Genomic DNA, 24,737 nt, shown 5'->3' on the forward strand with positions numbered 1-24,737 from the left:
CCCCCCCCCCCCCCCCCCCCCCCCGCCCGCCCGGGCGGGCCCGGGGGGGCGGCGCGGACCGGCCGGGCCCCCCCGGGGGCCGCCGGCCGGGGGCCCCCCCCCGCCCCGGCGGGGGCCCCCGGGCCCGCCGTGCCCGCATCGGGCCCCCGGCCCGCCGGGGTCCCGGGCCCGCCCCCCGGGCGCGGCTCGTACAGCCCCTTCGCCCCCAGCGCCCCGGCGACGAACGGGCTCTCGCGGCGCTGCCCGGCGAGGACGAGGACCGCGTCCGCCGCCCCGGCGCGCAACTGGTCCGCCGCGTGCGCGAGCGCCACGAACGACGTCGCCTCGGCGGCCTCCACCGCGAGCGTGCGGCCGTGGAGCTTGAAGGCCGCCGCGATCCGCGCCGGGACGGTGCTCGCCATCTCGCCGACCCGGTCGTGCGGCGAGCCGCCGAGGCGCGGCGCGAGCAGGCCGCGCAGCTCGGCGGCGGCCCCCGCCGCCTCGTCCGGCGTCGCCCCCACGGCGGCCGCGGCGCGCTCCAGCTCCCGCGCGTACCACGGCAGTTCGACGCGTACGGCGTTCGCGTGCTGCCGGTCGAGGGCGAAGCAGAGCCCGGTGACGACATCGGTGCGCTCGGCGGGCAGCGGCCGCCCGGGGTGCCCCGCGTCGGCCAGGCAGCGGCGCGCCGCCTCCAGCATGAGGAGCTGCATCCGGTTCATGGACCTGGCCTGGAGCGGGGGGATGCCGAACCGGGCGACGTCGACGACGAGGTCGTCGAGCCCGCCCGGGTCGAGCTCCGCGAGCCCCACGATCGCGAGGGGCTCGCCGGGCCGCACGGGGCCGGCCCCGCGCGCTTGCGGATCGGACGTCATGACGCGGCTGCTCCTGCGGTGGTCGGCGGTCCCGCCGGGAAGCGGGAAAGGAAAGTGAGCCGGACGGGCGTTCCCTGCGCGGTCGTGTGTACGTTCCGTGCGGATACGGGGAGATGTGGAAAAGCCCGTGGCGGGAACGGGACGGAATACCGCATCAGTTTCTGCCCACGGCTCCGGGGGAAACCGTGCCGGATGGTACGGGAGGAGTGCGCTGATGCCCTCGGCATAGAACGGGTTCCGCTGTGCGCGAGGGGGAGCGAGTGTCCCGCCGTGCCGCGCGGGAAGGCGCGGACCGAAGCCCGTGCGGGGCCGCGGCGCGTCACGGACGCGGCGCTTACGAAGCGGCCGGGACGGTGGAAAGGGAAAGCGCCGGATCCTGCGCGAGGATTTCCGAGTGGCGGCGCTGGAGGACGATCCCCGGCTGTACGCCGAGCTCCTCGTCAAGGCGCCGGCGGGTCACGTGGAACAGCTCCAGCGCGTCCGCCTGCCGCCCCGCGCGGTACAGGGCGAGCATGAGCAGCTCGCAGAAGCGCTCGCGCAGCGGGTGCTCGGCGACCAGGCGGCGCAGCTCCGCCACCGCCCGCGAGGTGTCACCGGCGGCGAGCCGGGCGCGCACCAGGTCCTCCCAGGCCGTGAGCCGCCGCTCGTCGAAGAGCGCGGCGGCGCCCCGGCAGCGCAGCCCGTCGCCCGCGTCGAGCAGCGCGGGCCCCCGCCACAGCTCCAGCGCGGCCTGGAGCAGCTCGATCGCCCGCTGGGGGTGGACGTCGAGGGCCGCGGCGCCGCGCGTGGCCAGGTCCAGGAACGTGTTGCCGTCGACGCAGCCCGGCTCCACGTCGAGCAGGTAGCCGCCGCGCACGGCGTGCAGCACCGTCGTGCCCCGGGGTGGCGCCCCGTGTCCGTCGAGCACCTTGCGCAGCCGGGTGGCGTGCGCCTGGAGGGCGTTGCGGGCGTTGCCGAGCGGCCGGCCCGCCCACAGCTCGTCGGCCAGGTCCGTGTGCGAGACGGCCCGCCCCGCGTCGAGGGCCAGGGCGGCGAGCATCGCCCGGGCTTTGTTGGCCTGTATTCCATGGCGCTCTCCGTCCGTGGCCACGGAAATCGGCCCCAGGACATGGATGTGCATGGTGTTCCCCCCGTGGGCGGCGAAAAGGCGTCACTGTACGGCGAAAAGGCGTCACTGGGCGGCGAAGGGCGGCCGACGCCTTGCCCGGAGCGTTCTCCGCGACGTCTTCCGGGACATCTTTCGGCTGTCTTTCGGACATCTTTCGGGACATCACTCGGGACATCATCCGGAACGTGTTCCGCGACTCCATCGGCAGCGCTGGTCGCTCGAAGGGAAAGAGGGCCCACGGGCCCCATCAGGCCCTCCCCTTTTCGGCTGTGTACGAGTTTTCCAGGAACGCCGGTGCGGTGCCATCAACCACCTGACGGGTTTCCCGCACGAAAACCACGACGATTTCCCTACAACCATATCGATCATCCGTGGAGACGGGGCGCCCGCGCCTCAACGCATGACCATCCGGGCGACCGTCGGAGCCGGACGTTCCGCCTCCCTGGACAGACGACTGAACGAGCGTTTAGTCTGCTGTACATGCGTTCAATGCCCGACGACCGCACCACCCGGGCCGTCATCCGGGACGAGGCCCTGCGCCTGTTCGCGGCCCACGGCCACGACGGCGTCACCATCCGCCAGATCGCGACGGCGGCGGGGGTCTCACCGGGGCTCGTGGTGCACCACTTCCGCTCCAAGGACAACCTGCGCCAGGAGGTCGACCAGTACGTCCTCACCGTCTTCGAGGGCCTGCTCGGGGAGCTGACCAAGGACGGCGGCACGGCCGGGCTCCGCGAGCCGGAGCCCACGGCGACCCGCTCGATCAGCGAGATCTTCCTGCGCCACCTGCCCGTCGGCTCGCCGCTGCCCGCCTATCTGCGCATGCTGCTGCTGTCCGACACGGACGCGGGCCGCGGCCTGTTCCGGCGGCTGTACGTCATGAGCTGCCAGATCCTCGACGGCCTCGCCGACGCGGGGGCCGCCTCGCGCGGCCGGGACCCCGGGGTGCGCGCCGCGCTGCTGCTCGTCAACGACCTCTCGGTGTTCCTGCTGCGGGACCAGCTCACCGCCGTCCTCGGCGTCGACCCCCTCTCGGCGGCCGGCCTCGCCCGGCTCGGCCCCGAGCTGCTGAGCATCTACGCCGGCGGGCTGAACGCCGAGCCCCACGCACCGGAAGCAGAAGGAGGCCAGGCATGACCCCCAGGCCACAGCCCGCACTCTCCGCCCGGGACATCCACAAGGCGTTCGGCAGGCACCGGGTCCTGCGCGGGGCCGACCTCACGGTCGAACCGGGGCAGTTGGTCGCCGTGGTCGGGGAGAACGGCTCCGGCAAGTCGACGCTCCTCAAGGCCATCGCGGGCACCCTGCCCGTGGACCGCGGCGAGGTCGCCCTCGGCGGCGAGCTCGGCTACTGCCCGCAGGACCCCGTGCTCAACTCCAACCTCACCGTCGACCAGCACCTCCAGTACTTCGCCGCCGCCCACCGGCTGAGCGACCTTCAACGCGCCGACGAACTCGTCGACCTCCTCGGCTTCGACAAGTACCGCTCCACGGCCGCGGGCGACCTCTCCGGCGGCACCCGGCAGAAGCTCAACCTCACCCTGGCGCTGCTGCACGACCCCGACGTGCTGCTCCTCGACGAGCCCTACCAGGGCTTCGACTGGGAGACGTACCTCCGCTTCTGGACCCTGGTGGAGGACCTGCACCGGCGGGACAAGGCCATCGTCGTCATCACCCACCTCGTCTTCGAGCAGGAGCGCTTCGACCTCCTCGCCGACCTCGTGGACGGCCGTCTCACCCCGCGCTCGTCGCAGCAGAAGGAGGTCAGCCATGTCCCGGCCTGACACCGCCACGGGCCACCCGCTGTACGGGCAGTTCCCCACCGCGCTGCGGTTCTCCGTGCGGGAGCAGAGCCGCAACCGCCTCGCCGCGCTGCTCCTCGGCCTGTTCGTACCGGCCTGGTACCTGCTGATGACCTCGATCGCCGGGGACAAGGACCTGGACTTCAAGCTGTACGCGACCGGCGAGACGCTGCGCGTCGACGGCCGCCACGTCACCCTGATCACCGCCGGGATGAACTCCCTCACGATGATCTCCGGCTTCGTCGTGTTCGACGCGGTCCGCAAGGCGCTGAACTTCGACCGGCGCCTCGCCTTCGCGGGCTTCCGCGAGACCACCCTGATCGGCGCCAAGCTCCTTGCCATCGGCATCGTCACGACCTCGATCGCGCTCTACACGGCCCTCGCGCTGCTGATCTACTGGCGCCCCGGGTTCACCGGCTGGGGCACCGTGCTGCTCGGCTTCATGGCGATGACGCTCACCTACGGCGCCCTCGGCCTGTTGCTCGGCGTCCTGGTCAAGAACGACCTGGAGGGCTTCTTCCTCATCATCATGGGCGGGCTCACCGACACGTTCCTGCAGAACCCGCTCGGCAACCCGGCCGCCAACAAGCCGGTCCTGCAGTACTTCCCCTCGTTCGGCCCCATGCAGTTCTCGGTCGGCGGCTCGCTCGCCGACACGGTGATGTGGCGCTACCTGGGCATCGGCTGCGCCTGGGCGGCCGGGTTCGCCCTCGTCGGCCTGGTCGTGTTCCACTTCAGGACCCGCAGCCGCAGGCCCACGCGCTGACGGCCGCCACCGCCCGGCCGGGGGCTGCCCGGCCGGGCGGTGCCGTGAGCCGCCGCCTCAGGCGCCGGCCGACCCCTGGAGGCGCCGCAGCGACGCCACCAGCCGGTCGACCTCCTCGGAGGTGTTGTACAGCGCGAACGAGGCGCGGGCCGCCGACTCCAGGCCGTAGTGCGCGAGCGCGGGCTGCGCGCAGTGGTGCCCCGCGCGGACGGCGATGCCGTCGCGGTCGAGCCAGTCCGCGACACTGCCCGGGTCGTGGCCCGCGAGCGTGAAGGTGAGCACCGCGATCCGCTCCGCCGCCGCGCCGAGCACCTCAAGGCCGGGCACCGTGGCCAGCGCCTGCGAGGCGTACGCGAGCAGCGCGTTCTCGTACGCGGCGACCGCCTCCCGGTCGAAGGACCGCAGCCAGTCGAGCGCCGCCAACAGCCCCACCACGCCGGAGATGTGCCCGGTGCCCGCCTCCAGGAGGTGCGGCATCGGCGCGAACGTGGTCCGCTCGAAGCTCACCGACTCGATCATGTTGCCGCCGCCCTGCCACGGCCGCATCCGCTCCATCAGCTCCGGCCGCACGTACAGCGCGCCGATGCCTGTGGGCCCGAACAGCTTGTGCCCGGAGAAGGCGTAGAAGTCCGCGCCCAGTTGCCGCACGTCGACGGGCAGGTGAGCCACGGCCTGGGCGCCGTCCACCAGTACCCGCGCCCCGTAGCGGTGGGCGAGCGCCGCCATCTCCCGGACCGGCGGCACGGTGCCGAGGACGTTCGAGGCGTGGCTGACCACCACGAGCCGGGTCCGCGCCGACAGCAGGTCCGCGTACGCCGCCTGGTCGATCTCGCCCTCGGGCGTGAGCGGCACGGGGACCACGCGCGCGTGGGTCTCCTTCGCGAGCAACTGCCACGGCACGATGTTGGAGTGGTGCTCCAGGACCGGGACGAGGATCTCGTCACCGGGCTCCAGCACCGAGCGGCCCCAGCTCTGCGCCACGAGGTTGACGGCCTCGGTGGTGCCCCGTACGAACACGATGTTCTCCGGCGACGCCGCGCCCAGGAACTCCGCGACCGCCGCCCGCCCCGCCTCGTACAGCTCGGTGGCCTCGCGCGCCATGGTGTGCGCGCCGCGGTGGATGTTGGAGTTGGCCGCGCCGTAGTACGCGGACAGCGCCTCGATGACCTGGCGCGGCTTCTGCGTGGTCGCGCCGTTGTCGAGCCAGACCAGGGGGTGCCCGCCCACCGTCCGGTGCAGGATCGGCACGTCCTTGCGGGCCTGCTCGGGGGAGAAGGCGCCGGGCGCGGTGGCGGGCAGCGCGGCGAGCGCGTCCTCGGGCGCCGCCGGCAGCGGGGGCACTCCGGCGGGGGCCGTGGGCACGGCGGCCGCGGGCGACGCGCCGTCGGGCACCGGGGCCGTGGGCGGCGCACCCGCAGGCGGCGCGCCCGTGGGCAGTGCGCCCGTGGGCGTGGCGGTCGGCGGCGCCGTCGGCACGGGCACCTGCGCGGGCGCCCGGAGCAGCGTCCTCAGGTCGGGAACCTCAGGAGTAGTCATGGTAGTTGTTCACCTCGACGTTCTGGAGCACGGCGATGGCGTCCTGGACCAGGACCGCGGTGTTGAAGTACGCCGTCATCAGGTACGAGGTGATGCCCTTCTGGTCGGTGCCCATGTTCCGCATGGACAGGCCGGGCTCGACCTCGTCGGCGACCTCCGCCGGCCGCAGCCCCACCACGCCGCGGTCCGCCTCGCCCACGCGCATCAGCAGGATCTCCGTGGTGCCCACGGCCGCCGAGGAGCCGTTCGTGCGCAGGCCGCCGCTGAACGGCACCTTGTCGGACGGCACCAGCGGCACCCCGCGCCAGGTCAGCAGCGGGCTGCCGAACCGGCTGTCGGTGACCGGGGGCACGCCCCGCCGCGTACACTCGCGCCCGAACGCGGCGATGGCCTTGGGGTGCGCGAGGAAGAAGCTCGGCTGCTTCCAGACCCGGGCGAGCAGCTCGTCGAGGTCGTCGGGCGTGGGCGAGCCGGTGCGGGTCTGCACCCGCTGGCCCGGCGCCACGTTGTGGAAGAGCCCGAACTCCGGGTGGTTGAGCAGCGCCGACTCCTGCCGCTCGCGCAGCGCCTCGATGGTGAGCAGCGCCTGCTGGCGCGTCTGGTCGACGTCGCCGCTGTAGACGTCGTGGACGCGGGTGTGCACCCGCAGGACCGTCTGCGCGAGCGTCATGTGGTACTCGCGCGGCCGGTCCTCGTAGTCGACGTACGTGGCGGGCAGATCCGGCTCGCCGACGTGGCCCGAGGTGAGGTCCACGGGCACCTCGGCACCGGGCCGGTAGCCGTTGCCGGAGACGTACGCGTCCATGGAGGAGCGGACCGTCTCGTCGCGGTCGGCGAGCGCGGCGAGCGCGCGCCGCTCGGCGACGAGGGCGGTGCCGGGCGTGAGCGCCTGCACGCGGTACGGCGTGGCCTCCTCGCGCGTCCAGGCGCGCAGGTCGAAGAACTGCCCGTCGCCGATCACCTCGATGAGCTGCTCCTCGCCGTACCGCCCGGTGACCCGCTTCTCGGCCCGGCCCTGGACGATGATCCACAGCCGCTCGGCGGGGTCGCCCTCCTGCGCGAGGACCTGTCCGGGCTCGAAGCGCACCTCGGTGAAGGCGTTCGCGAGCTCGGTGAGGCAGGACTCCTCGGCGTCGCGCAGGTACGGCAGTTCGCGCAGGTCGCCCGGGACGACGCGGGGCGCGTCGCCGTCGGTGTGGGTGGATATGCGGTCGTCGCCGAGGACGAAGGTACGGCGCCGGTTCACGCGGTACACGCCGGCCTTGAGGTCCACCCAGGGCAGGGCGCGCAGCAGGTAGCGCGGCGTGGTGCCCAGCATCTGGGGCGCGGTCTTGGTCGCGGTCGCGAGTTGCCGTGCTGCGTCCGGTGAGAGGGACAGGCGGTCGGTCACGGGGGTCTCCTTGCGATCGGTGCGGACGAGGACGAGCAGGGCCGATCGTCTTCGTGCGCATCCATGACCACAAGGAGTGATTTATTGGTTGAATGGCGTGCTGGGCCGGAAATAACCGAACTTGCGAACCAGAGGGGAGCGGGCGCGGCCCGTGGTGGCGGGGGAAGCCCTGCCCCGTCCGGCGGTCCGGACACCCGCTCGCGGCATATGCGTCCGAATCCGCCCCCTCGTGAGCGGTTGGGGACCCCTGAAGCCCCGCTTATGGAAGGGCTTACGTGAACTCGTGATCGGTGCGCTGGTGCGGGATCGCCACCGGCAGCTCGCCCTGCCGCACGGTGACGGTGCGCGTCGGCGCCGGGACCGGGATGCCCTCGGCCCGGTAGCGCCGGTGCAGGCGCTTGATGAACTCGTGCTTGATCCGGTACTGGTCGCTGAACTCGCCGACGCCGAGGATGACGGAGAAGCCGATGCGGGAGTCGCCGAAGGTGTGGAAGCGGATGGCGGCCTCGTGGTCCGGCAGCGCCCCGGTGATCTCCTTCATCACCTCGTCGACCACCTCGACGGTGACGCGCTCGACGTGGTCGAGGTCGCTCTCGTAGCCGACGCCCGCCTGCACGATGATCGACAGCTCCTGCTCGGGCTGGGTGTAGTTGGTCATGTTGGTGCCCGCGAGCTTGCCGTTGGGGATGATGACCAGGTTGTTGGAGAGGTTCCGCACCACCGTGTTGCGCCAGTTGATGTCGACGACGTACCCCTCCTCGCCGCTGCTGAGGCGGATGTAGTCGCCGGGCTGGACCGTCTTCGCGGCCAGGATGTGCACGCCCGCGAACAGGTTGGCGAGGGTGTCCTGGAGCGCGAGCGCCACCGCGAGACCGCCCACGCCGAGCGCGGTGAGCAGCGGCGCGATGGACACGCCGAGCGTCTGCAGGACGACCAGGAAGCCGATGGCGAGCACCACGACGCGCGTGATGTTCACGAATATCGTGGCGGACCCGGCGACGCCGGAGCGCGACTGTGCCAGGGACTTCACCAGGCCCGCCACGATGCGCGCGGCCGTGACCGTGGCGGCGAGGATGAGCAGCGCGGTCAGGACGAGGTTCACGTTGCGTCCGGTACGCGGCGTCAGCGGCAGCGCGGTGGCCGCCGCGGCCAGGCCCGCCACGACCGCGGCGCACGGCACCAGGGCGCGCGCGGCGTCGACGATCACGTCGTCGCCGGTCCACCGGGTGCGCGTCGCGCGCACCCCCAGCCAGCGCAGGGTGGCCCGCGCCAGCAGCGCCGCGGCGACGCCGCAGACCACGGCGATCCCGGCGATCGTCAGGTCGTGCAGGGTGAGGGCTCGGTCCATCGATGTGCTCCCGTGGTCGGCCGTGCGCTCCCGTGGTCGGAGAGACAGCCGTCCATCCTGCCCTACGGTCGCGGGCCCGCCGCACCGGCCCCCACCTGCGATCTTCTCCGGGCCGTGCGGGTGGGGCGGGCCGTCACGCCTTGCGTCCCACCCCCGCGTACAGCGGCACCCGGGTGCCGTCCCGCACCTCGCCGACGCCGAGGCCGGGGCGCCAGTCCGGGGGCTGCACCAGGCCCGGGTCGAGGAGCGTGAACCCGTCGAAGAACCGCTCCGTCGCCGCCCGCGACCGCGGGACGAGGGTGACCCCGCCCGACGTGTACCGGTCGACGGCCTCGCCGACCCACGCGGTGTCCTCGTCGCCCGCCAGTTGCGAAAGGACCAGGTGGCTGCCGGGCGCGAGTGCCGCGGTGAGGCGGGCCACGACGGCGTGCGCGCCGTCCGCGCCACCCTCTTCGCCTCCCCCTTCGCTCCCGTCGCCGAGGAAGTGCGTCAGCGCGATCAGGGACAGGGCGACGGGCCGGGTGAAGTCCAGGACCTCCGCGGCGCGTTCGAGGATCAGCTCCGGCTCGCGCGCGTCCGCCTCGACGAACGCCGTCGCCCCGGCCCCGGTCCCGTCGAGGAGCCCCGCCGCGTGCGCGCGCACGATCGGGTCGTGGTCCACGTACACCACGCGGGCCTCCGGGGCGATGCCCTGCGCGATCCGGTGGAGGTTCGGCTCGGTCGGGATGCCGCTGCCGACGTCGAGGAACTGGCGCATGCCCGCCGCGCCCGCCAGATGGCGCGTGGCGCGCTGCATGAACCACCGGTTGTGCCGGGCGCCGTACGGGGCGGTGGGGTCCAGCTCCACGATCCGCGCGCCGAACTCCGCGTCCACCGGGCCGTGGTGGGAGCCGCCCAGGAAGTAGTCGTAGACACGGGCGGGATGGGGCCTGCCGGTGTCGACGCCGTCGTCGTCGGGAGGGAGTACCGCCACGGTCACCTCTCCAGCGGGTAGAACGTTCGTTTTGGCCGGCCGTTCGGTCCGGCACCGCGACCGTACCGGGACCGCGACCGTACCGGCACCGCGACCGTACCGGGACCCGGCCGCCGCCCGCCGCGCCCGCGGTGACTCCGCCGGGGCGCGCGAACTCCGCCCACCGGCGCGCGATCCGGGCCGCGCCGCCCCCGTCCGCGGGCGCGCGTCCCGGCGCCGCGCCCGCCGCACGTCGCGGCGCGAAAGTCGCGCACGGGGTCTTCCCGGCGCCGCCTCTTTATGCAACTCTCCTCCCAAATCCCTTCGACCCACCGGCATTCACCTGTCCACAAGGCCGCTCCACCACCACGTCCGGAGTGCAGAAGTGATGCGAAAACGGACGCGTGGCCACGACTTGGCCGGGCTGCGCCGCCTGAACACCACGGTGGTCCTGCGCGCCCTGCACCGCCGCAGCCCGCAGACCCTCGCCGAACTCGCCGCGGGCACCGCCCTGTCCCGGCCCACCGTCGAGGCGGCCCTGGAGGACCTCACCGCGCAGGGCTGGGTCACCGAGGCGGCCGCGGGGGAGCGGGCGCGGGGCCGGCCCGCGCGGCGGTTCCGCTTCCGGGCCGAGGCCGGGTACGTGCTCGGCGCCGACATAGGGCTGCACAAGATGGTGCTGCTCCTGGCCGACCTCGGCGGCACCGTCCTGGCCCACGAGCGCGCGGACGTCGACCCGGCGATGGGCGGCGGCCCCCGGCTCGCGCTGCTCCAGCGCTCCATGGAGGCCTTCCTCGCCGCGCACGGCGCCCGGCGCGACGCCGTGCTCGCGCGGTGCGTCGGCGTACCCGGCGTCGTCGACACGGGCGGCCACGTCACCTCCGTCGTCGTGCCCGAGTGGTCCGGCGTCGACCTCGGGCGCCACCTCGCCGACGGCGAGCCCGGGCACACCCTCGTCGAGAACGACGTCAACCTCGCCGTCCTCGCCGAGCGCTGGCAGGGCGCCGCCACGCTCGCGGGGGACGTGGTGTGCGTGCTCACCGGCCACCGCGTGTCCTGCGCCCTGGCCATCGGCGGGCGGCTGCACCGCGGCGGCCGGGGCGGCGCGGGCGAACTCGGCCTGCTGCCGCTGCTCGGCCTGAACACCGCGCAGGACGCCCTCGTCTGGCCGGGGCCGCGCCGGCCGGGCGAGTCCGAGGTGGCCGCGCTCGCACGCGCGGCGGACGCCGCGGACCCGCGCGCGCTCGCCGCCACCGCGGACTTCGCCGACCGCCTGACGCCCGGCATCGCCGCCCTCGCCCTCGCCGTCGACCCCGAGCTGATCGTGCTCACCGGCGGCGCCACACCGCTCGGCTCCCACCTGGTACCGCTCCTGGAGGAGCGGCTGCGCCCGCTGACCCTGCACCTGCCGCGCGTCGCGCTGAGCACACTCGGCGAGCGCGGCGTGGCCCTCGGCGCCGTACGCAAGGCCCTCGACCACGTGGAGGAGGAACTGCTCGCGGACCCGGCGGACTAGCCCGCCGGCCACCCACTCCACCCCCGAACCGACCCGAAGCGGAGGCGCGTATGCGCAGGAGGACCCTCCTCTGCTCTGGCCTGGCGGCCGCGTCGGCACCCGTGCTCGCCGCCTGCTCGGACCAGGGCGGCGGCAGCGAGAGCGGCGGCCACACCACCCTCTCGTACGGCATGTGGGACCCGGCGCAGGTCCCGGGCATGAAGAAGATCATCGCCGCCTTCGAGCGGCGCAACCCCGGGATATCCGTGCGCATCGAGCTCACCCCGTGGGCCACCTACTGGACCACGCTGAAGACCTCGATGCGCGGCGGCACCGCCCCCGACGTGTTCTGGATGAACGCCGTCAACTTCCAGCTGTACGCCGCCCACGGCGTCCTGGAGCCCCTGTCCGAGCACATCCGGCGCGACGGCACGCCGCTCGACCGCCACCCCCCGCAGCTCGTACGGCTCTACGCCTACCGGGGCACCCAGTACGGCATCCCGAAGGACTTCGACACCATCGGGCTCTGGTACAACAAGGACCTCTTCGACAAGGCGCGTGTCCCCTACCCCGACACCACGTGGACCTGGGACGACCTGCGCGACGCCGCCGCCGAACTGACCAATCCGCGCGAGCGGGTGCACGGCTACGCCGCCGAGATGCAGCGGCAGATCGTCATCTACCCCGCCGTGTTCGGGGCCGGCGGCTACGTCCTGCGCGACGGCCGCTCCGGCTTCGGCGACGAGCGGACCATCGAGGGCCTGCGCTTCCTCACCGACATGATCGACCGCGGCTGGTCGCCGCCGCAGAGCGCGATGGTGGAGAACATCGGCCGGGTGCGCTTCTGGTCGGAGAAGGCGGCCATGGTCAACGACCTGTCCGCGATGGCCGGGCAGATGTACGCGGTACCCGCGCTGAAGGACCACGGCGGCGTCACCGTGCTGCCCAAGGGCCGCGAGCGGGCCACCGTCATCCACGGCCTCGCCAACGTGGTCTCCGCCAAGAGCGACAGGAAGGCGGCGGCCTGGAAGTTCGTGCACTTCATGGCCGGGCGCGAGGCCGCCGTGATCCAGGCCGAGTCGGGCGTGACGATCTCCAGCTACGCGGGCACGCAGGACGCCTGGATCTCGTCGATGCCCGAGTTCGACCTCCGGCACTTCATCGACATGAAGGAGTACGGCGTCCCCTACCCCAGCTCCGAGAACACCGCCGTCTGGGAGAACCTCCAGTACCCGCTCCTGGGCGCCGCGTTCAGCGGCAAGGGCGGCGTCGAGGAGGCCGCGCGCACGCTGGGCGAGCAGATGGACCGGGCCCTGAAGGAGGAGCGCGACGCATGAGTGTCTTCCCCGCGACCGCCGCCGCGAAGGCCGCCGACCGGCGCGCCGCCCGCGCCGCCGGCACCGGCCCCGCGAGCCGCGACCAGCGCACCGCCTACCTGTTCGTCGCCCCGCTCGGCCTCGGCTTCGCGCTCTTCTACTTCTGGCCGATGATCCAGACCTTCTACTTCAGCTTCACCGAGTTCGGCCCCTTCGGCGGCCACACCTGGGTCGGCGGCGACAACTACGCCCGCGTCGTCAAGGACGTCACCGTCTGGCAGGCCCTCGGCAACACCCTCCTCTACTGCGGCATCGGACTGACGGCCCTGCCGCTCGCCCTCGTCGTCGCCTCCCTGCTCAACCGCCGCGGCCTGCGCGCCGTGCCGCTGTACCGGGCCCTGTACTTCGTGCCGTTCGTGACCCTGCCCGTCGCCGTCGGCCTGGTGTGGAACTGGCTCTACAACGGCGACTTCGGGCTCCTCAACGAGGTGCTCGGCTGGTTCGGCGTGGACCGCCGCTACTGGGTCTCCGACCCCTCGACGGCCGTCTTCGCCATCGGCGCCGTCATGGTCTGGTCCACCACCGGCTACTACTTGATCATCTTCATGGCCGGCATCAAGGGCATCCCGCAGGACTACTACGAGGCCGCCGAGCTGGACGGCGCCGGCGCGGTGCGGCGGTTCTTCACCATCACCCTGCCGCTGCTCAGCCCCACGATCTTCTTCGCGTCCGTCATCTGCATGATCCAGTCGCTCCAGGTCTTCGACCTGATCTACATCATGATGGGCGAGAAGAACCCGGCCGTCGGCGACACCCAGTCGGTCGTCGGCCTCTTCTACAAGTGGGCCTTCATGGAGAACGCCCAGGGCGCCGCGGCCGCCCTCGCCTTCCTCCTGATGCTGCTCATCGCGGCCCTCACGTACCTCCAGTTCCGGCTCCAGAAGAGGTGGGTGCACTATGGGTGACCCGACCGCGCACGGTAGAACGTTCTTTCCAGCGCGGACAGGTGGTCCGGCGCCCGGCGGCTCCCCGAACAGGACGCGGCGCCGCCGCCCGCGCCCCGGGTCCGTCGCGACCCACCTCGTGCTCTCCCTCGGCGCGCTCGTGATGATCTTCCCGTTCTGCTGGCAGCTCCTCACCGCCCTGAAGTCGCTCGCGGAGGTCTCGCGCGTCCCGCCGACGTTCCTGCCCGAGGACTGGAAGTGGTCCAGCTTCGACGAGGTGTTCACGGCGCTGCCGTTCCGCGAGATGCTCACCAACAGCGCCATCAACACCGTGGGCCGCACCGCCGGCCAGCTCGTGTTCTGCTCGCTGGCCGCCTACGCGTTCGCAAGGATGCGCTTCAAGGGCCGCGACCTGCTGTTCGGCCTCTTCCTGTCCGTCCTGATGGTGCCGAGCTCCCTGCTGGTGCTGCCGCAGTACGACATCATCCAGAGCTTCGGGCTGCTGAACTCGGCACCCGCGCTCTTCCTGCCCGGCATGTTCAGCGCCTTCGGCACCTTCCTGCTGCGCCAGGCGTTCCTCACGCTGCCCCGGGAGTTGGAGGAGGCCGCCCGCATCGACGGCGCGGGCTCCTTCCGCATCTTCTGGTCGGTCATGCTCCCGCTGATCCGGCCCGCCCTCGCCGCGCTCGCCGTCATCACCGCCATGGCGGCCTGGAACGACCTGCTGTGGCCCCTCATCGTCAACACCGACCCCGAGGCCATGCCGATCAGCGCGGGTCTGACCTCCCTGGAGGGCCAGTACGAGACCAACTACCCGGTGATGATGGCCGGTTCGCTCATCGCGAGCCTGCCGATGCTGCTCGTGTACGTCTTCCTCCAGCGGCACTTCGTGCAGAGCGTGGCCGCGTCCGGGGTGAAGAGCTGACGTACCCGGGCACCACCGGCAACCGGGGGCGCGCCACCGGCGGAACGGACCCGCCACCGCACCCCCACCCCCTCCACCCGTCCCGACCCGTCGCCGAACAGAGAGGGGCCACCGCCCTCATGCCACCGCTTTCCATCGGCCTGCTCGGCGCGGGCGGCATCGCCCGCGCCCACCTGCCCGGCTGGCTCGCGCTGGGTGCCACCGTCAGCGTGTACACCCAGGACGGATCGGCCGAGAAGCTGGCCGCCGAGTACGCCGGACGCGGCCACGCCGTCACCGCCGTACCCACCCTCGCCGGCCTGCTCGACCGCTGCCGCGCCGTGGACGTCTGCACCCCCACGCCCACCCACGGGGACCTGGCGATCGCCGCGATCGCCGCCGGGCGGCACGTCGTCTGCGAGAAGCCGCTCGCCCTGACCTCGCGGGAGGCCGAGGAGGTGGCCGCTGCCGCCGCCGCGGCGGGCGTCCGGCTGCACCCCGCCCACGTGGTGCGCTACTTCCCGGCGTACGCGGCCATGCGCGCGGCCGTGGCCCGCGGCGACCTCGGCCGGCTCGCCGTCCTGCGCTTCACCCGCTCCAGCGCGCGCCCGCAGTGGGCGCCGTGGTTCGGGGACCCCGCCCAGTCCGGCGGCGTGCTCCTGGACCTGATGGTGCACGACATCGACATCGCCCGCTGGGTCGCGGGCGAGGTGGTACGGGTGCACGCCCTCACCCGCGGTGCCGAGCGCGCCACCGGCACCCCCGCCGAGGTCGTCGCCGCCACCGCCGTGCTCACCCACGCGTCCGGCGCGATCACCCACGTGAGCGGCCTGTGGGGCCTGCCCGACCAGCCGTTCCGCACGACCTTCCGGGTCGCCGGGTCCGACGGGCTGCTGCACCACGACTCGGCCGCCGTGCCCGGCTTCCGCATCACCGCGCAGGGCGTGCGCGCCCCGAACGAGGGCATCCCGTCGACGCCCATGACGGAGAGCCCCTACCTGACCCAGTTGCGCGAGTTCGCCGCCTCCTGGGACGACCCGGGGCTCGTGCCCCGGGTGGACGCCGCCGACGGCGTGGCAGCGGTACGCGTCGCCTGCGCCGCCATCGAGTCGAGCCGTACGGGCCGGGCCGTCGACCTGCCCGCCGAGCAGAGGGAGTCCGCGTGCTGAAGGTCGCCGTCCTGTCGTTCGCCCATGTCCACGCGGCCACGTATCTGCGGCTGCTGCGCGCCATGCCGGGTGTGGAGGTCCTCGGCAGCGACCCGGACACCGGGTCCGCCGCCCCCGGCGAGGTGCGCGGCGCCGCGCTCGCCGCCTCCCTCGGCGTCCCGTACGCGGACACCTACGACGAGGCCTTCGCCTGGGGGCCCGACGCCGTGCTCGTCTGCTCGGAGAACGCCCGGCACCGCCCGCTCGTCGAGCGCGCCGCCGCGCACGGTGTGGACGTGCTGTGCGAGAAGCCCCTCGCCACGACCGTGGCGGACGGCGAGGCCATGGTCGCCGCGTGCCGTGCCGCCGGGGTCCGGCTCGCCGTCGCCCACCCGGTGCGCTTCAGCCCGGCGTACGCGGCCGTCAAACGCGCGGTCACCGCCGGCGACACCGGCCGGGTCCTCACCGTGTCCGGCGCCAACAACGGGCACCTGCCGACCCGCACGCGCCGCTGGTTCGCCGACGCCGGACTCGCGGGCGGGGGCGCCCTGATGGACCACACCGTCCACATCGCCGACCTCGTCGACGACCTGTTCGGCGCCCGCCCGCTGGAGGTGTACGCGCAGACCAACAACCTCCTGTACGAGGGCGAGACGGACGTGGAGACCAGCGGCCTGGTCACCGTGGCCTACGACAACGGCACCGTCGTCACCATCGACTGCAGTTGGTCCCACCCCCGCTCGCACCACTCGTGGGGCGGCCTGGAGATGACCGTGGTCGGCGAGCACGCGACGCTGGAGATGGACGCGTTCGACCAGAAGGTCCACGGCTTCAGCGAACGCGACGCCCGCGGCGTGGAACTGCCCTTCGGCGTGGACCTGGACGAACGCATGCTGCACACGTTCCTCCACGGCCCCGCCCCCGACGGCCCAACGGTCTCCGACGGCGACTCGGCCCTCCGTACCCTCCGCATAGTCGGAGCGGGCTACGCGTCAGCCCACACAGGAATGCCGGTCCCGATCTCTCACCAGCACTCCAGCCGTAGTGTGTGAGCTGCGACAGCGGGCCGAGTGCCAAATGCCCTTGGGGAGGACATGTGCAACGTGGCGAAGTCTGGTGGGTCGAGTTCGACGAGCGGCGCCTGGTTGTACTGCTGTCGGTGGACGACGCGTCCGCGATCCGGGTGATGCAGGTCGTCGCTCCGGCGGGTGTCGACATCAGCGGACTGGGTGTCGAAGTGCGAGTGGGCGCCATGGAAGGACTGCCCTGTGAAGGCGTGCTGCGGTTCGCGCTCCCGCGTCCGGGCCGCACCCCGTGCACATGGTTGACCACCGTGTCCCAGGACGACCTGATCGACCGCGCGGGCGTCCTGCCCTCCGCAAAGCTCAACGAGCTGGAGGATGCCCTCCGCCAAGGCGGCCTAGGGTAGGCGGAGAAGGAAAACGCCCCGAAGGGGGCGCGGGGAACTGCGCGCCCAGCCCCCCACGCCCCGCACCCGAAAACGCACACGGACGGGCCAGTACGCCCAGCGCGGCCACACCAAAGACCACCGCGAACGCGAACTGCCCTGAAAGGGGCGCGGGGAACTGCGCGCCCAGCCACACACGCCCCGCACCCGAAAACACACACAGACGGCGCACCGCACCCCCGCCCCAGCACAGCGCCGGGCACAGCGCAGCGCCCAGCCCAGCACAGCGCAGCGCCCAGCCCAGCGCAGCGCCTCACCCCCCGAAAAGCTGCGTCCAATACGTGCCGGCCCGCCCCCCACCCGCGAACCCCACCCCCAGGTGCGTGAACGCGGGCTTGAGGATGTTGGCCCGGTGCCCGGGGCTGTCCATCCAGCCCCGCACGACCTCCACGGGCGAGCGCTGGCCGCAGGCTATGTTCTCCCCGACGGCGCGGTGCGCACTGCCCGCCGCCGCGGCCCGGTGCCAGGGCTCGCTGCCGTCCGGCGCGGTGTGGGAGTAGAACGCGCGGGCGACCATGTCGTCGCTGTGCGCCTGCGCGGCCGCGGTCAGGCGCGGGTCCGCCGCGAGGGGACGGAGCCCGGCCGCCGCGCGGTGGCCGTTGGTGAGCGCGAGGACCTCCGCCGCGAACCGGTCGAGCCCCCGCGGCGTGAACGGCTCCGCCCACAGCGCCGTCCAGAACACGTCCCCGGAACGGCCCCCGGGCGCCTGCCCCAGCCCGACGTGGGTGTGGGCCCGCTCCAGGACGGTCCGCCGGGAGTCGCCGCCCCGCAGGCAGTAGTCGAGGAAGTCGGCCGGGGTGCGCGGTCCCGACACCAGGTGCTCGCCGACCGTCAGGTACACGTAACCGGCCGCCGTCACGCGCTGGTGCAGCGAGGTGCCGTCCGGGCCCTCCGAGCCGAGGGCCCCGCGCGCCGCCATGCCCGCCGCGTGCGCGCGAGCGGCGTCGGTGAGGCGGGCGTCCAGGGTGACGGCGGGCGCGCCGGCGGCGGCCCGCGCCGCGTTCACCCGGGCGAGGAAGTCCTGGAGCGGGCCCGGCGGCGCGGCGCGGTCCGGCGCCCGCGCGGGAACGGGCGCCGTGGGCACCGCGGGCCCCGGGGCGGCGGGCACGGCCGCCAGGGGCCGCTCCATCACCACCGTGACGGCCTCGCTCGCGGCGACGCCCGGCTCGTCCGCCACGTCGAGCCCGAAGTCCCGCGCCACGCCCGCGAGCCCGTCCGCGTACCCCTGGCCGAGGGCGCGGAGCTTCCAGGCGGTGCCGCGGCGGTAGATCTCGGCGAGCAGCATGACGGTCTCCGGCCCCGGCCGGGGCGGGGCGAACCGCGCGACCGCCTCCCCGCGCACGCCGCTGACCTGGAGGGCGACGGCGGGCAGGCGCCCCAGCGGGGTGCCGGGCTCGGCCGGGCTGACCACCAGCGTGACGCGGTCGGCGCCCGGGCGCAGCCGGCGCGGGTCGACCGTGAGGACGTCGCCGCTCAGCCGGGCGCCGGGCGCGGCGGGCTGGTTGTAGAACACGAAGTCCGCGTCACCCGCGACCTTGCCGCCCTGGTCGGTGACCAGGGCGGACAGATCGAAGGGGCCGGGCACGCGCAGCGTCAGGGGGCCGTCCGGCAGGGGGACGTTGCCCCCCGGGACCAGGTCGTTCATGGGCGCCGCCTGTGGGTCGGGTCGGACACCGCCCGCGTCGGCCGGGCGATCACCAGGGCAACGCGCGGCCCCGCCGCGGAGGTTCCCGCTCCGCCCGCCCCGGCGCCCCGGACCCGCGGAGGCCGGTACTAGCGTGGTCCCTGTGCACGGCGACCCCCTGCACACCGGCCACAACCGAATATTCCGGACAAAAAGCACAACCCAGACAGGATCCGAGGTGCCCGCCCCATGCCCAGGCGTACGGAGCTGATCGAAGGACTCATGCAGCGGCACCCACAGGTGCCGCGCGAGGCCGTGATCAAGGAGGACCTGCTGCGCGGCGGCGTGGCCTTCGACGAGTCGGCACTCAGCGACAGCGCCAACGAGGCCTCCGGCGACGTCAAGCCGAAGTCGTACTTCATCTTCTCCTTCGACCACGGCACGCTGCCCGAGCTCGGCGCCGCCGCCCTGCGCCGCCCGCCGGAGGAGATCGTCCTGACCGGCGGCCCCTACGAGCTGCGCCGCACCGTGGTGTCGGTACGGGTCAACCCGTCCTCGCCCTACCGCGTGGCGGCCGACCGCGACGGCCTGCTCGGGCTCTACCTGGACGGGGAGCGGATCTCCGACGTCGGCGTGCCGCCGATGCCCGAGTACTACCGGCACAAGCTCGCGAACGGCAAGTCCGTCATGGAGGTGGCCCCCACCATCCAGTGGGGCTACCTGATCTACCTCACCGTCTTCCGGGTCTGCCAGTACTTCGGCGCCAAGGAGGAGTGCCAGTACTGCGACATCAACCACAACTGGCGCCAGCACAAGGCGGCGGGCCGCCCCTACACGGGCGTCAAGCCCGTCGAGGAGGTCCTGGAGGCGCTGGAGATCATCGACCGGTACGACACCGCGAAGGCGTCCACCGCGTACACGCTCACCGGCGGCGCCGTCACCTCGCAGATCGGCGGCAAGGACGAGGCCGACTTCTACGGCCAGTACGCCAAGGCCATCGAGGAGCGCTTCCCCGGCCGCTGGATCGGCAAGGTCGTCGCCCAGGCGCTGCCCAAGGAGGACGTCCAGCGCTTCCACGACTACGGCGTGCGCATCTACCACCCGAACTACGAGGTGTGGGACCGCCGCCTGTTCGAGCTCTACTGCCCGGGCAAGGAGCGCTACGTCGGCCGCGACGAGTGGCACCGCCGCATCCTGGACTCCGCCGAGGTCTTCGGGCCGCGCAACGTCATCCCGAACTTCGTCGCGGGCGTCGAGATGGCCGAGCCCTTCGGCTTCACGACCGTCGACGAGGCCATCGACTCCACCGTCGAGGGTTTGCGCTACTTCATGGGCCACGGCATCACCCCGCGCTTCACCACCTGGTGCCCGGAGCCCACCACGCCGCTCGGCAAGGCCAACCCGCTGGGCGCGCCGCTGGAGTACCACGTGCGCCTGCTCCAGGAGTACCGCGCGACCATGGCGGAGTTCGGCCTCTCCTCGCCGCCCGGGTACGGCCCCGCGGGCCCCGGCAACGCGGTCTTCTCGGTGAGCTCCTTCATGGACAGCCTTCCGGCCGAGGAAACGGCGCCGGAGGCACCGGCGCAGGTTTAGCACGTGCGACGTGCCGCGGACGGATCGATTCAGCGCTCTCGTCCGGGTGACAGGGCGGATACCGGGACATCGCGTCGGGCAGCCCTGCGGACGTCAGCACGTACCCGGAGCCAGAAAGGCTGCTCATGCGTCGTATCACTGCTCTCGCCGTCGGAACACTCGCCCTCGTCGGGGTGCTCGCCGCGCCCGCGAGCGCGGTTCCGGACCCCGTGGCCACCGTCGACTGCGCCGTCCAGGAGGTGACGGGCCTCGTGGACCTCGCGGGCCTCGGTGTCCCGGCCGAGGTGCCCGCCACGGGGTGCCTCGCCCCGTGACGTGAGCGCCGGGGCCCGGGGGTCCGCCCCCGGGCCCCGCCCGCGCCCGCCCTCGTAGACTGCGGCCACAAGATCCCGTACGGCCGGAGGCATCCCGTGAAAGTAACCGTGATCACCGGCGGCAGCCGTGGCATCGGCGCCGCCGTCGCTCTCCGCCTCGCGCAGGACGGGCACGACATAGCCCTCGGCTACCGCTCGGACGAGGCCGCCGCCGAGCGGGCCGCCGAGGCCGTCCGCGCCACCGGCCGCCGCTGCGTGACCGTCGCCCTCGACACGGCCGACGAGCACGACGTGGACCGCCTCTTCGCCACCGCCGCCGAACTGGGCCCGGTCACGGGCCTGGTGAACAACGCGGGCGTCAGCGGCCCCAACGGCCCCCTCGCCGAGGCCGACGCGGACGGCATGCGCCGCGCGATCGACGTCAACGTCCTCGGCTACCTGCTCTGCGCCCGCCGCGCCGTGCGCGACATGACCGCCACCGGCGGCGGCGCGATCGTGAACGTCTCCTCGGCCGCGGCCACCCTCGGCAGCCCCGGCCAGTACGTCCACTACGCCGCGACGAAGGCCGCCGTGGACGCCATGACCGTCGGCCTCGCCAAGGAGGTCGCCCCGCTCGGCATCCGCGTCAACTGCGTGGCGCCCGGCGTCATCTGGACCGAGTTCCACGAGGACCCGCAGCGCCCCGCGAAGCTTGCGGACACCATCCCCCTGGGCCGCTCCGGCCGCCCCGAGGAGATCGGCGGCGCCGTGTCCTGGCTCCTGTCGGACGACGCCTCGTACGCGACGGGCGCGGTTCTGCGCGTCGCGGGCGGCATGTGAGCGGCCCGTGCGCCTGGACCCGGCACGCCTCACCGACACCGTCGCCCTGCGCCCCGCCACGGCCGCGGACGCCGCGCCCCTCGCCGAGGCCTGCCGCCGCAGCCGCGCCCACCTCGAACCGTGGGAGCCCGTCCGCCCGGAGGAGTACTTCACGCCGCGCGGCCAGGAGGCGCGCCTGCGCCAGTACGAGGAGCAGCGGGCGGCGGGCCTGACCGCGCGCTGGCTGCTGTGGGACACGACCGCCGCTCATCCCGAAGTCGCCGGCGGCATCACGCTCTCGAACGTCACCCTGGGCCCGTTCCGCAGCGCGAACCTCGGCTACTGGATCGACGTCGGGTACGTCGGCCGCGGCCTCGCCACCGCCGCCGTCGAGGCGGTCTGCGCCGCCGCCGACGCCCGCCTCGGCCTGCACCGGCTCGAGGCGGGCACCCTCGTGGACAACGCGGCCTCGCAGCGCGTGCTCGCCAAGTGCGGCTTCACCCGGTTCGGCCTGGCCCCCGCCTATCTGCACATCAACGGCGCCTGGCGGGACCACCGGCTGTTCCAGCGCCTGCTCAACGACCGCGCGCCGCAGGTCGTGTGACGGGGCCGGCCGGGATTTGTCACCCGGGTACCTAGACCGGCCGGCCCTGACGCCCCACTGTGGTCCCTCAAGTCCGCCCACCTATGGGAGGGGACCAGCCGTGAGACGAAGACGATTTGTGTCAGGGACGCTCGGTGCGCTGTCGGGGGTCGCGCTCGGCCCGGCCGCGGTCCGCGCCGCCGCCGCGGCACGGCGGACGCAGGACTGGCAGGCGGTGCCCGCGCCCGGCAGCGTCCCGCCCGCGCAACTGCGCCGCATCGCCGCCGCCGGGCCCGACCTCGCCTGGGCCGTGGGCGAGGAGAGCCCGGGCGGCTCGTGGCGGGGGCTCGCCATGCTGTGGAACGGCACCGCCTGGACGAAGACCGACCTGTCCCACCTGGGCTACGCGGGGCGCCTGACCGACGTGGCCGGGGTCTGTGCCGCCGAGGCGTGGAGCGTGGGCTCGCCCACCGGCGGCGCGAGCCCGCTGCTGCGCTGGGACGGCACTACCTGGCGCGAGGCCGCGTTCCCCGGCAAGGGGGAGCCGGACGTGCGCCTGGGCGCGGTCGGCGTCGGGTCCGACCGGCGGGTGTGGGTCGCCGGCACCCGGGGCGGCTCCACGCGCCTGCTGCACCGGGACGGGAAGCAGTGGCGGTGGCTCGACCCGCTGCCGGTCGCGGGCGTGAACCTGTACCGGGTGGTGCCGCGCACGCCCGACGAGGTGTGGGTCTGCGGCGACCAGGCGTACGGCAACGGCTGGGCCGGGTTCGTGGCCCGGTGGAACGGCGCGTGGACGGTGCTGCCGCCGCTCGTGGGCCTGCGGCAGACCGTCGCCGACGTCCACGCGGCGGCCGCGGACGACGTCTGGGCCGTGGGTAACGAGTTCGGCGCCGGCGGACCGCCGGGACGCCCCGGCAACCCCGTCCTGCGGCACTGGGACGGCACCGCCTGGAACCAGGTGGACGCGGGCTTCACCGTCGGCTCGCTCTCCGGCATCGCGGGCGACGCCCAGGGGCGCCCCGCGTGGATCAGTGGCTGGAACTACCAGGACCAGGCCCGCGCCACGTACCTGCGCCACGACGGCGGCACCTGGACCGTCGTCCGCGGCCCGGCGGTCCCGGACCGGGCGCCGTACCTCAACGACGTCACACCCGTTCCCGGCACCGCGGGCTTCTGGTCGGCCGGGATGACGCGGTCCTCGCCGTACCCGCCCACGGAGGCCTACACGGAGCGCCTCGACGGCTGAATCCATTGGCCCTGCCACCTACCTGGGCCGTAGTCTCGGCCCCGTGAACGAACGGAAGCGGAAGAAGTACTCCCGTCGCCTTTTCGAAGCGACCCTGGAAGGCGACAGCTCTCGGGTCAGGGCGCTGCTGCGGGCCGGAATCGACCCGGGGCGCCCTGACAGCGACGGCACCACCCCGCTGTACGAGGCCTCCGTGACCGGCAGGGCGGGCGTGGCCCGGGTGCTCCTGCGGGCGGGGGCCGATCCGAACGCCGAGAGCGCGGGGCTCGGCGCGGAGGGCACGCCTCTGTGCGCGGCCGCGTGCTGGGGGCACACCGCGACGGTGCGTGAACTCCTGGCGCACGGCGCGGACCCGAACCTCCGCGAGGACGGCGGCACGGGCTGGTCCCCGCTGGACTGGGCGCACGAGGGCCCGCACCCCGAGACCGTCGACGTCCTCGTCGCGGCCGGTGCGGTCGCACGGCGCGGCACCGGCTGACGACCGCGCTCCTTGAGGGTCAGCCGCCGAGCAGCGCGTCGCCCTCCGCGCTCCTGCGGTAGCGGACCACCTGCCGGTCCCGCTCCCGGAGCACGAGGCCCGAGCGGTGCAGCACGCCCAGGTGGTAGGAGACCGTGGCGGGCGCGAGCCGGTGCCGGGCGGCGAGTTCACCGGTGGTGCGAGGCGCGGCCAGGTCCCCGAGCAGCGCGGCCCGGCTGCGGCCGAGGAGCCGGGCCACGGCCGGCCGCCGGGGCCGGTCGGCGGCGGCGCCGACGCCCGCGGCCGGGTAGCCGAGCACCGCGCTGCCCGGCGCTCCCACCTGAACGCTGATCCGCGGCCAGGACGCCGCCATGGGCGTGAGCACCACGTCGGAACCGTGGTGGTGGACGGTCTCCTCGTAGTCCTTGCGGATCGTCAGCCGGCCGTCGGCCCACGAGACGTCCGGGTGCAGCGACCTGAGCACGTGCCCGACGCCGTACGTCGCCAACTCCCCGGAGCGCGCGGCCACGTCGGCGTCGAGGACCGACTTCAGGCGGCCCCAGCCGTCGGCGACCGCGTCCTGCCAGAACTGCCGCAGCCCGTTGGCGGCGCGCGCGGCGAACGCGCCCGACTCCACCGCGTCCAGCACGTCCCCGGGCACAGGGCCGTCGAGGAAGCGCACCTCGCACACCTGGTACGCGGCCTCCTCCGGCGGCGTACCGGCAACCGCCTGGAGCTGCTCGACGAGCGTGCGCCGGGCCGGACCCGGGGCGGGCTTGGGCGTGAGGAGGTCCGGCATGTACGTCGGCCCGCCCGGCACGGACAGGCACTGCGCGACCAGGCGCACGTCGGGGTGGCGCAGTGCCCAGCGCGCCGCGGCCCCCGGGTCGCCGAACACCGGGTGCCGCCCGCCGTTCACGGCGTACCGCAGCCACCAGACGGCTTCGAGCGCGGGCGACACGGCGAGCCGGACCCTGCCGACGGACTCCGCGTCCAGGTGCGCGTGGATCACGCCACCGGATGCTAGCGGGACACCCCCGGGCCGCCGCGACGCTGAACCCGGCCATTCGAACGTCGTCGAATTCCTCACGCCC

The 24,737-nt window shown here is 73.8% G+C and carries 24 protein-coding genes; 16 read left to right on the forward strand and 8 right to left on the reverse strand.

Annotated features, from left to right (window positions below; genetic code table 11):
• The coding region (locus QK440_RS32020) for a beta-ketoacyl synthase N-terminal-like domain-containing protein (protein WP_282796745.1) at positions 1 to 851 on the reverse strand (851 nt) is incomplete at its 3' end.
• Positions 852 to 1,185: 334 nt separating this feature from the next.
• Positions 1,186 to 1,971 (reverse strand): AfsR/SARP family transcriptional regulator, encoded by a 786-nt coding sequence (locus QK440_RS32025; RefSeq protein WP_282796746.1) that lies wholly within the window; start codon positions 1,969 to 1,971, stop codon positions 1,186 to 1,188.
• Between the two features lie 468 nt (positions 1,972 to 2,439).
• On the opposite strand from QK440_RS32025, the gene QK440_RS32030 reads away from it, so the two are divergent.
• From QK440_RS32030 to QK440_RS32040, 3 genes are read left to right on the forward strand one after another with little or no spacing between them, the layout of a single operon-like run.
• Complete coding sequence (locus QK440_RS32030) at positions 2,440 to 3,096, forward strand: TetR/AcrR family transcriptional regulator (protein WP_282796747.1); 657 nt, start codon at positions 2,440 to 2,442, stop codon at positions 3,094 to 3,096.
• Positions 3,093 to 3,743: an ABC transporter ATP-binding protein gene (locus QK440_RS32035; protein ID WP_282796748.1), complete on the forward strand. Its 651-nt coding sequence runs from the start codon at positions 3,093 to 3,095 to the stop codon at positions 3,741 to 3,743. The genes QK440_RS32030 and QK440_RS32035 overlap by 4 nt, the downstream gene beginning before the upstream one ends.
• On the forward strand, positions 3,730 to 4,527 hold the full coding sequence (locus QK440_RS32040; protein ID WP_282796749.1) for a hypothetical protein: 798 nt from the start codon (positions 3,730 to 3,732) through the stop codon (positions 4,525 to 4,527). The genes QK440_RS32035 and QK440_RS32040 overlap by 14 nt, the downstream gene beginning before the upstream one ends.
• Before the next feature lie 57 nt (positions 4,528 to 4,584).
• On the opposite strand, the gene QK440_RS32045 is transcribed toward QK440_RS32040, so the two are convergent.
• From QK440_RS32045 to QK440_RS32060, 4 genes are all read right to left on the reverse strand, one after another.
• The gene (locus QK440_RS32045; protein WP_282796750.1) at positions 4,585 to 6,063 is read right to left on the reverse strand and encodes a cysteine desulfurase; all 1,479 of its coding nucleotides are present in this window, start codon (positions 6,061 to 6,063) and stop codon (positions 4,585 to 4,587) included.
• Positions 6,050 to 7,453 carry a family 2B encapsulin nanocompartment shell protein gene (locus QK440_RS32050; RefSeq protein ID WP_282796751.1) on the reverse strand — a complete coding sequence of 468 codons (1,404 nt, stop codon included), beginning with the start codon at positions 7,451 to 7,453 and terminating at the stop codon, positions 6,050 to 6,052. The genes QK440_RS32045 and QK440_RS32050 overlap by 14 nt, the downstream gene beginning before the upstream one ends.
• Positions 7,454 to 7,724: 271 nt before the next feature.
• Positions 7,725 to 8,801 carry a mechanosensitive ion channel family protein gene (locus QK440_RS32055; RefSeq protein ID WP_282796752.1) on the reverse strand — a complete coding sequence of 359 codons (1,077 nt, stop codon included), beginning with the start codon at positions 8,799 to 8,801 and terminating at the stop codon, positions 7,725 to 7,727.
• Positions 8,802 to 8,934: 133 nt separating this feature from the next.
• Positions 8,935 to 9,774 (reverse strand): SAM-dependent methyltransferase, encoded by an 840-nt coding sequence (locus tag QK440_RS32060; RefSeq protein ID WP_282796753.1) that lies wholly within the window; start codon positions 9,772 to 9,774, stop codon positions 8,935 to 8,937.
• Positions 9,775 to 10,141: 367 nt separating this feature from the next.
• Here QK440_RS32060 and QK440_RS32065 point away from each other — a divergent pair, with 367 nt between their 5' ends.
• From QK440_RS32065 to QK440_RS32095, 7 genes are all read left to right on the forward strand, one after another.
• Positions 10,142 to 11,269, forward strand: a complete 1,128-nt coding sequence (locus QK440_RS32065) for an ROK family transcriptional regulator (RefSeq protein WP_282796754.1) — start codon at positions 10,142 to 10,144, stop codon at positions 11,267 to 11,269.
• Positions 11,270 to 11,319: 50 nt separating this feature from the next.
• Positions 11,320 to 12,585, forward strand: coding sequence for a sugar ABC transporter substrate-binding protein (locus tag QK440_RS32070; protein ID WP_282796755.1), 1,266 nt, complete (start codon positions 11,320 to 11,322; stop codon positions 12,583 to 12,585).
• Positions 12,582 to 13,529, forward strand: coding sequence for a sugar ABC transporter permease (locus QK440_RS32075; protein ID WP_282796756.1), 948 nt, complete (start codon positions 12,582 to 12,584; stop codon positions 13,527 to 13,529). Before QK440_RS32070 ends, QK440_RS32075 begins: the two co-directional genes overlap by 4 nt.
• Positions 13,522 to 14,433 (forward strand): carbohydrate ABC transporter permease, encoded by a 912-nt coding sequence (locus tag QK440_RS32080; protein WP_282796757.1) that lies wholly within the window; start codon positions 13,522 to 13,524, stop codon positions 14,431 to 14,433. The genes QK440_RS32075 and QK440_RS32080 overlap by 8 nt, the downstream gene beginning before the upstream one ends.
• A 119-nt stretch (positions 14,434 to 14,552) precedes the next feature.
• Complete coding sequence (locus tag QK440_RS32085; RefSeq protein ID WP_282796758.1) at positions 14,553 to 15,581, forward strand: Gfo/Idh/MocA family oxidoreductase; 1,029 nt, start codon at positions 14,553 to 14,555, stop codon at positions 15,579 to 15,581.
• The gene (locus tag QK440_RS32090) at positions 15,575 to 16,612 is read left to right on the forward strand and encodes a Gfo/Idh/MocA family oxidoreductase (RefSeq protein WP_282796759.1); all 1,038 of its coding nucleotides are present in this window, start codon (positions 15,575 to 15,577) and stop codon (positions 16,610 to 16,612) included. The genes QK440_RS32085 and QK440_RS32090 overlap by 7 nt, the downstream gene beginning before the upstream one ends.
• Positions 16,613 to 16,656: 44 nt before the next feature.
• Entirely contained in the window at positions 16,657 to 16,989 is a 333-nt protein-coding gene (locus tag QK440_RS32095; protein ID WP_282796760.1) for a type II toxin-antitoxin system PemK/MazF family toxin, read from the forward strand.
• Positions 16,990 to 17,281: 292 nt separating this feature from the next.
• On the opposite strand, the gene QK440_RS32100 is transcribed toward QK440_RS32095, so the two are convergent.
• Complete coding sequence (locus QK440_RS32100) at positions 17,282 to 18,673, reverse strand: CAP domain-containing protein (RefSeq protein ID WP_282796761.1); 1,392 nt, start codon at positions 18,671 to 18,673, stop codon at positions 17,282 to 17,284.
• Between the two features lie 228 nt (positions 18,674 to 18,901).
• On the opposite strand from QK440_RS32100, the gene QK440_RS32105 reads away from it, so the two are divergent.
• The 6 genes from QK440_RS32105 to QK440_RS32130 all read left to right on the forward strand — a co-directional run bounded on the left by QK440_RS32105 (position 18,902) and on the right by QK440_RS32130 (position 23,664).
• Entirely contained in the window at positions 18,902 to 20,245 is a 1,344-nt protein-coding gene (locus tag QK440_RS32105) for a radical SAM protein (protein ID WP_282796762.1), read from the forward strand.
• A gap of 125 nt (positions 20,246 to 20,370) precedes the next feature.
• Complete coding sequence (locus QK440_RS32110; protein WP_282796763.1) at positions 20,371 to 20,559, forward strand: hypothetical protein; 189 nt, start codon at positions 20,371 to 20,373, stop codon at positions 20,557 to 20,559.
• A 96-nt stretch (positions 20,560 to 20,655) separates the two neighbouring features.
• On the forward strand, positions 20,656 to 21,378 hold the full coding sequence (locus tag QK440_RS32115; RefSeq protein WP_282796764.1) for a glucose 1-dehydrogenase: 723 nt from the start codon (positions 20,656 to 20,658) through the stop codon (positions 21,376 to 21,378).
• Positions 21,379 to 21,385: 7 nt separating this feature from the next.
• Positions 21,386 to 21,961, forward strand: a complete 576-nt coding sequence (locus QK440_RS32120; RefSeq protein WP_282796765.1) for a GNAT family protein — start codon at positions 21,386 to 21,388, stop codon at positions 21,959 to 21,961.
• 118 nt (positions 21,962 to 22,079) lie between these two features.
• Entirely contained in the window at positions 22,080 to 23,186 is a 1,107-nt protein-coding gene (locus QK440_RS32125) for a hypothetical protein (protein WP_282796766.1), read from the forward strand.
• 43 nt (positions 23,187 to 23,229) lie between these two features.
• Positions 23,230 to 23,664 carry an ankyrin repeat domain-containing protein gene (locus QK440_RS32130; RefSeq protein WP_282796767.1) on the forward strand — a complete coding sequence of 145 codons (435 nt, stop codon included), beginning with the start codon at positions 23,230 to 23,232 and terminating at the stop codon, positions 23,662 to 23,664.
• A 19-nt stretch (positions 23,665 to 23,683) separates the two neighbouring features.
• Here QK440_RS32130 and QK440_RS32135 read toward each other — a convergent pair whose 3' ends face one another.
• Positions 23,684 to 24,655: a winged helix-turn-helix domain-containing protein gene (locus QK440_RS32135; protein ID WP_282796768.1), complete on the reverse strand. Its 972-nt coding sequence runs from the start codon at positions 24,653 to 24,655 to the stop codon at positions 23,684 to 23,686.
• Positions 24,656 to 24,737: the final 82 nt, after the last annotated feature.

It is taken from the genome of Streptomyces sp. CC224B (genome assembly GCF_030010595.1).
Taxonomy (GTDB): domain Bacteria; phylum Actinomycetota; class Actinomycetes; order Streptomycetales; family Streptomycetaceae; genus Streptomyces; species Streptomyces longispororuber.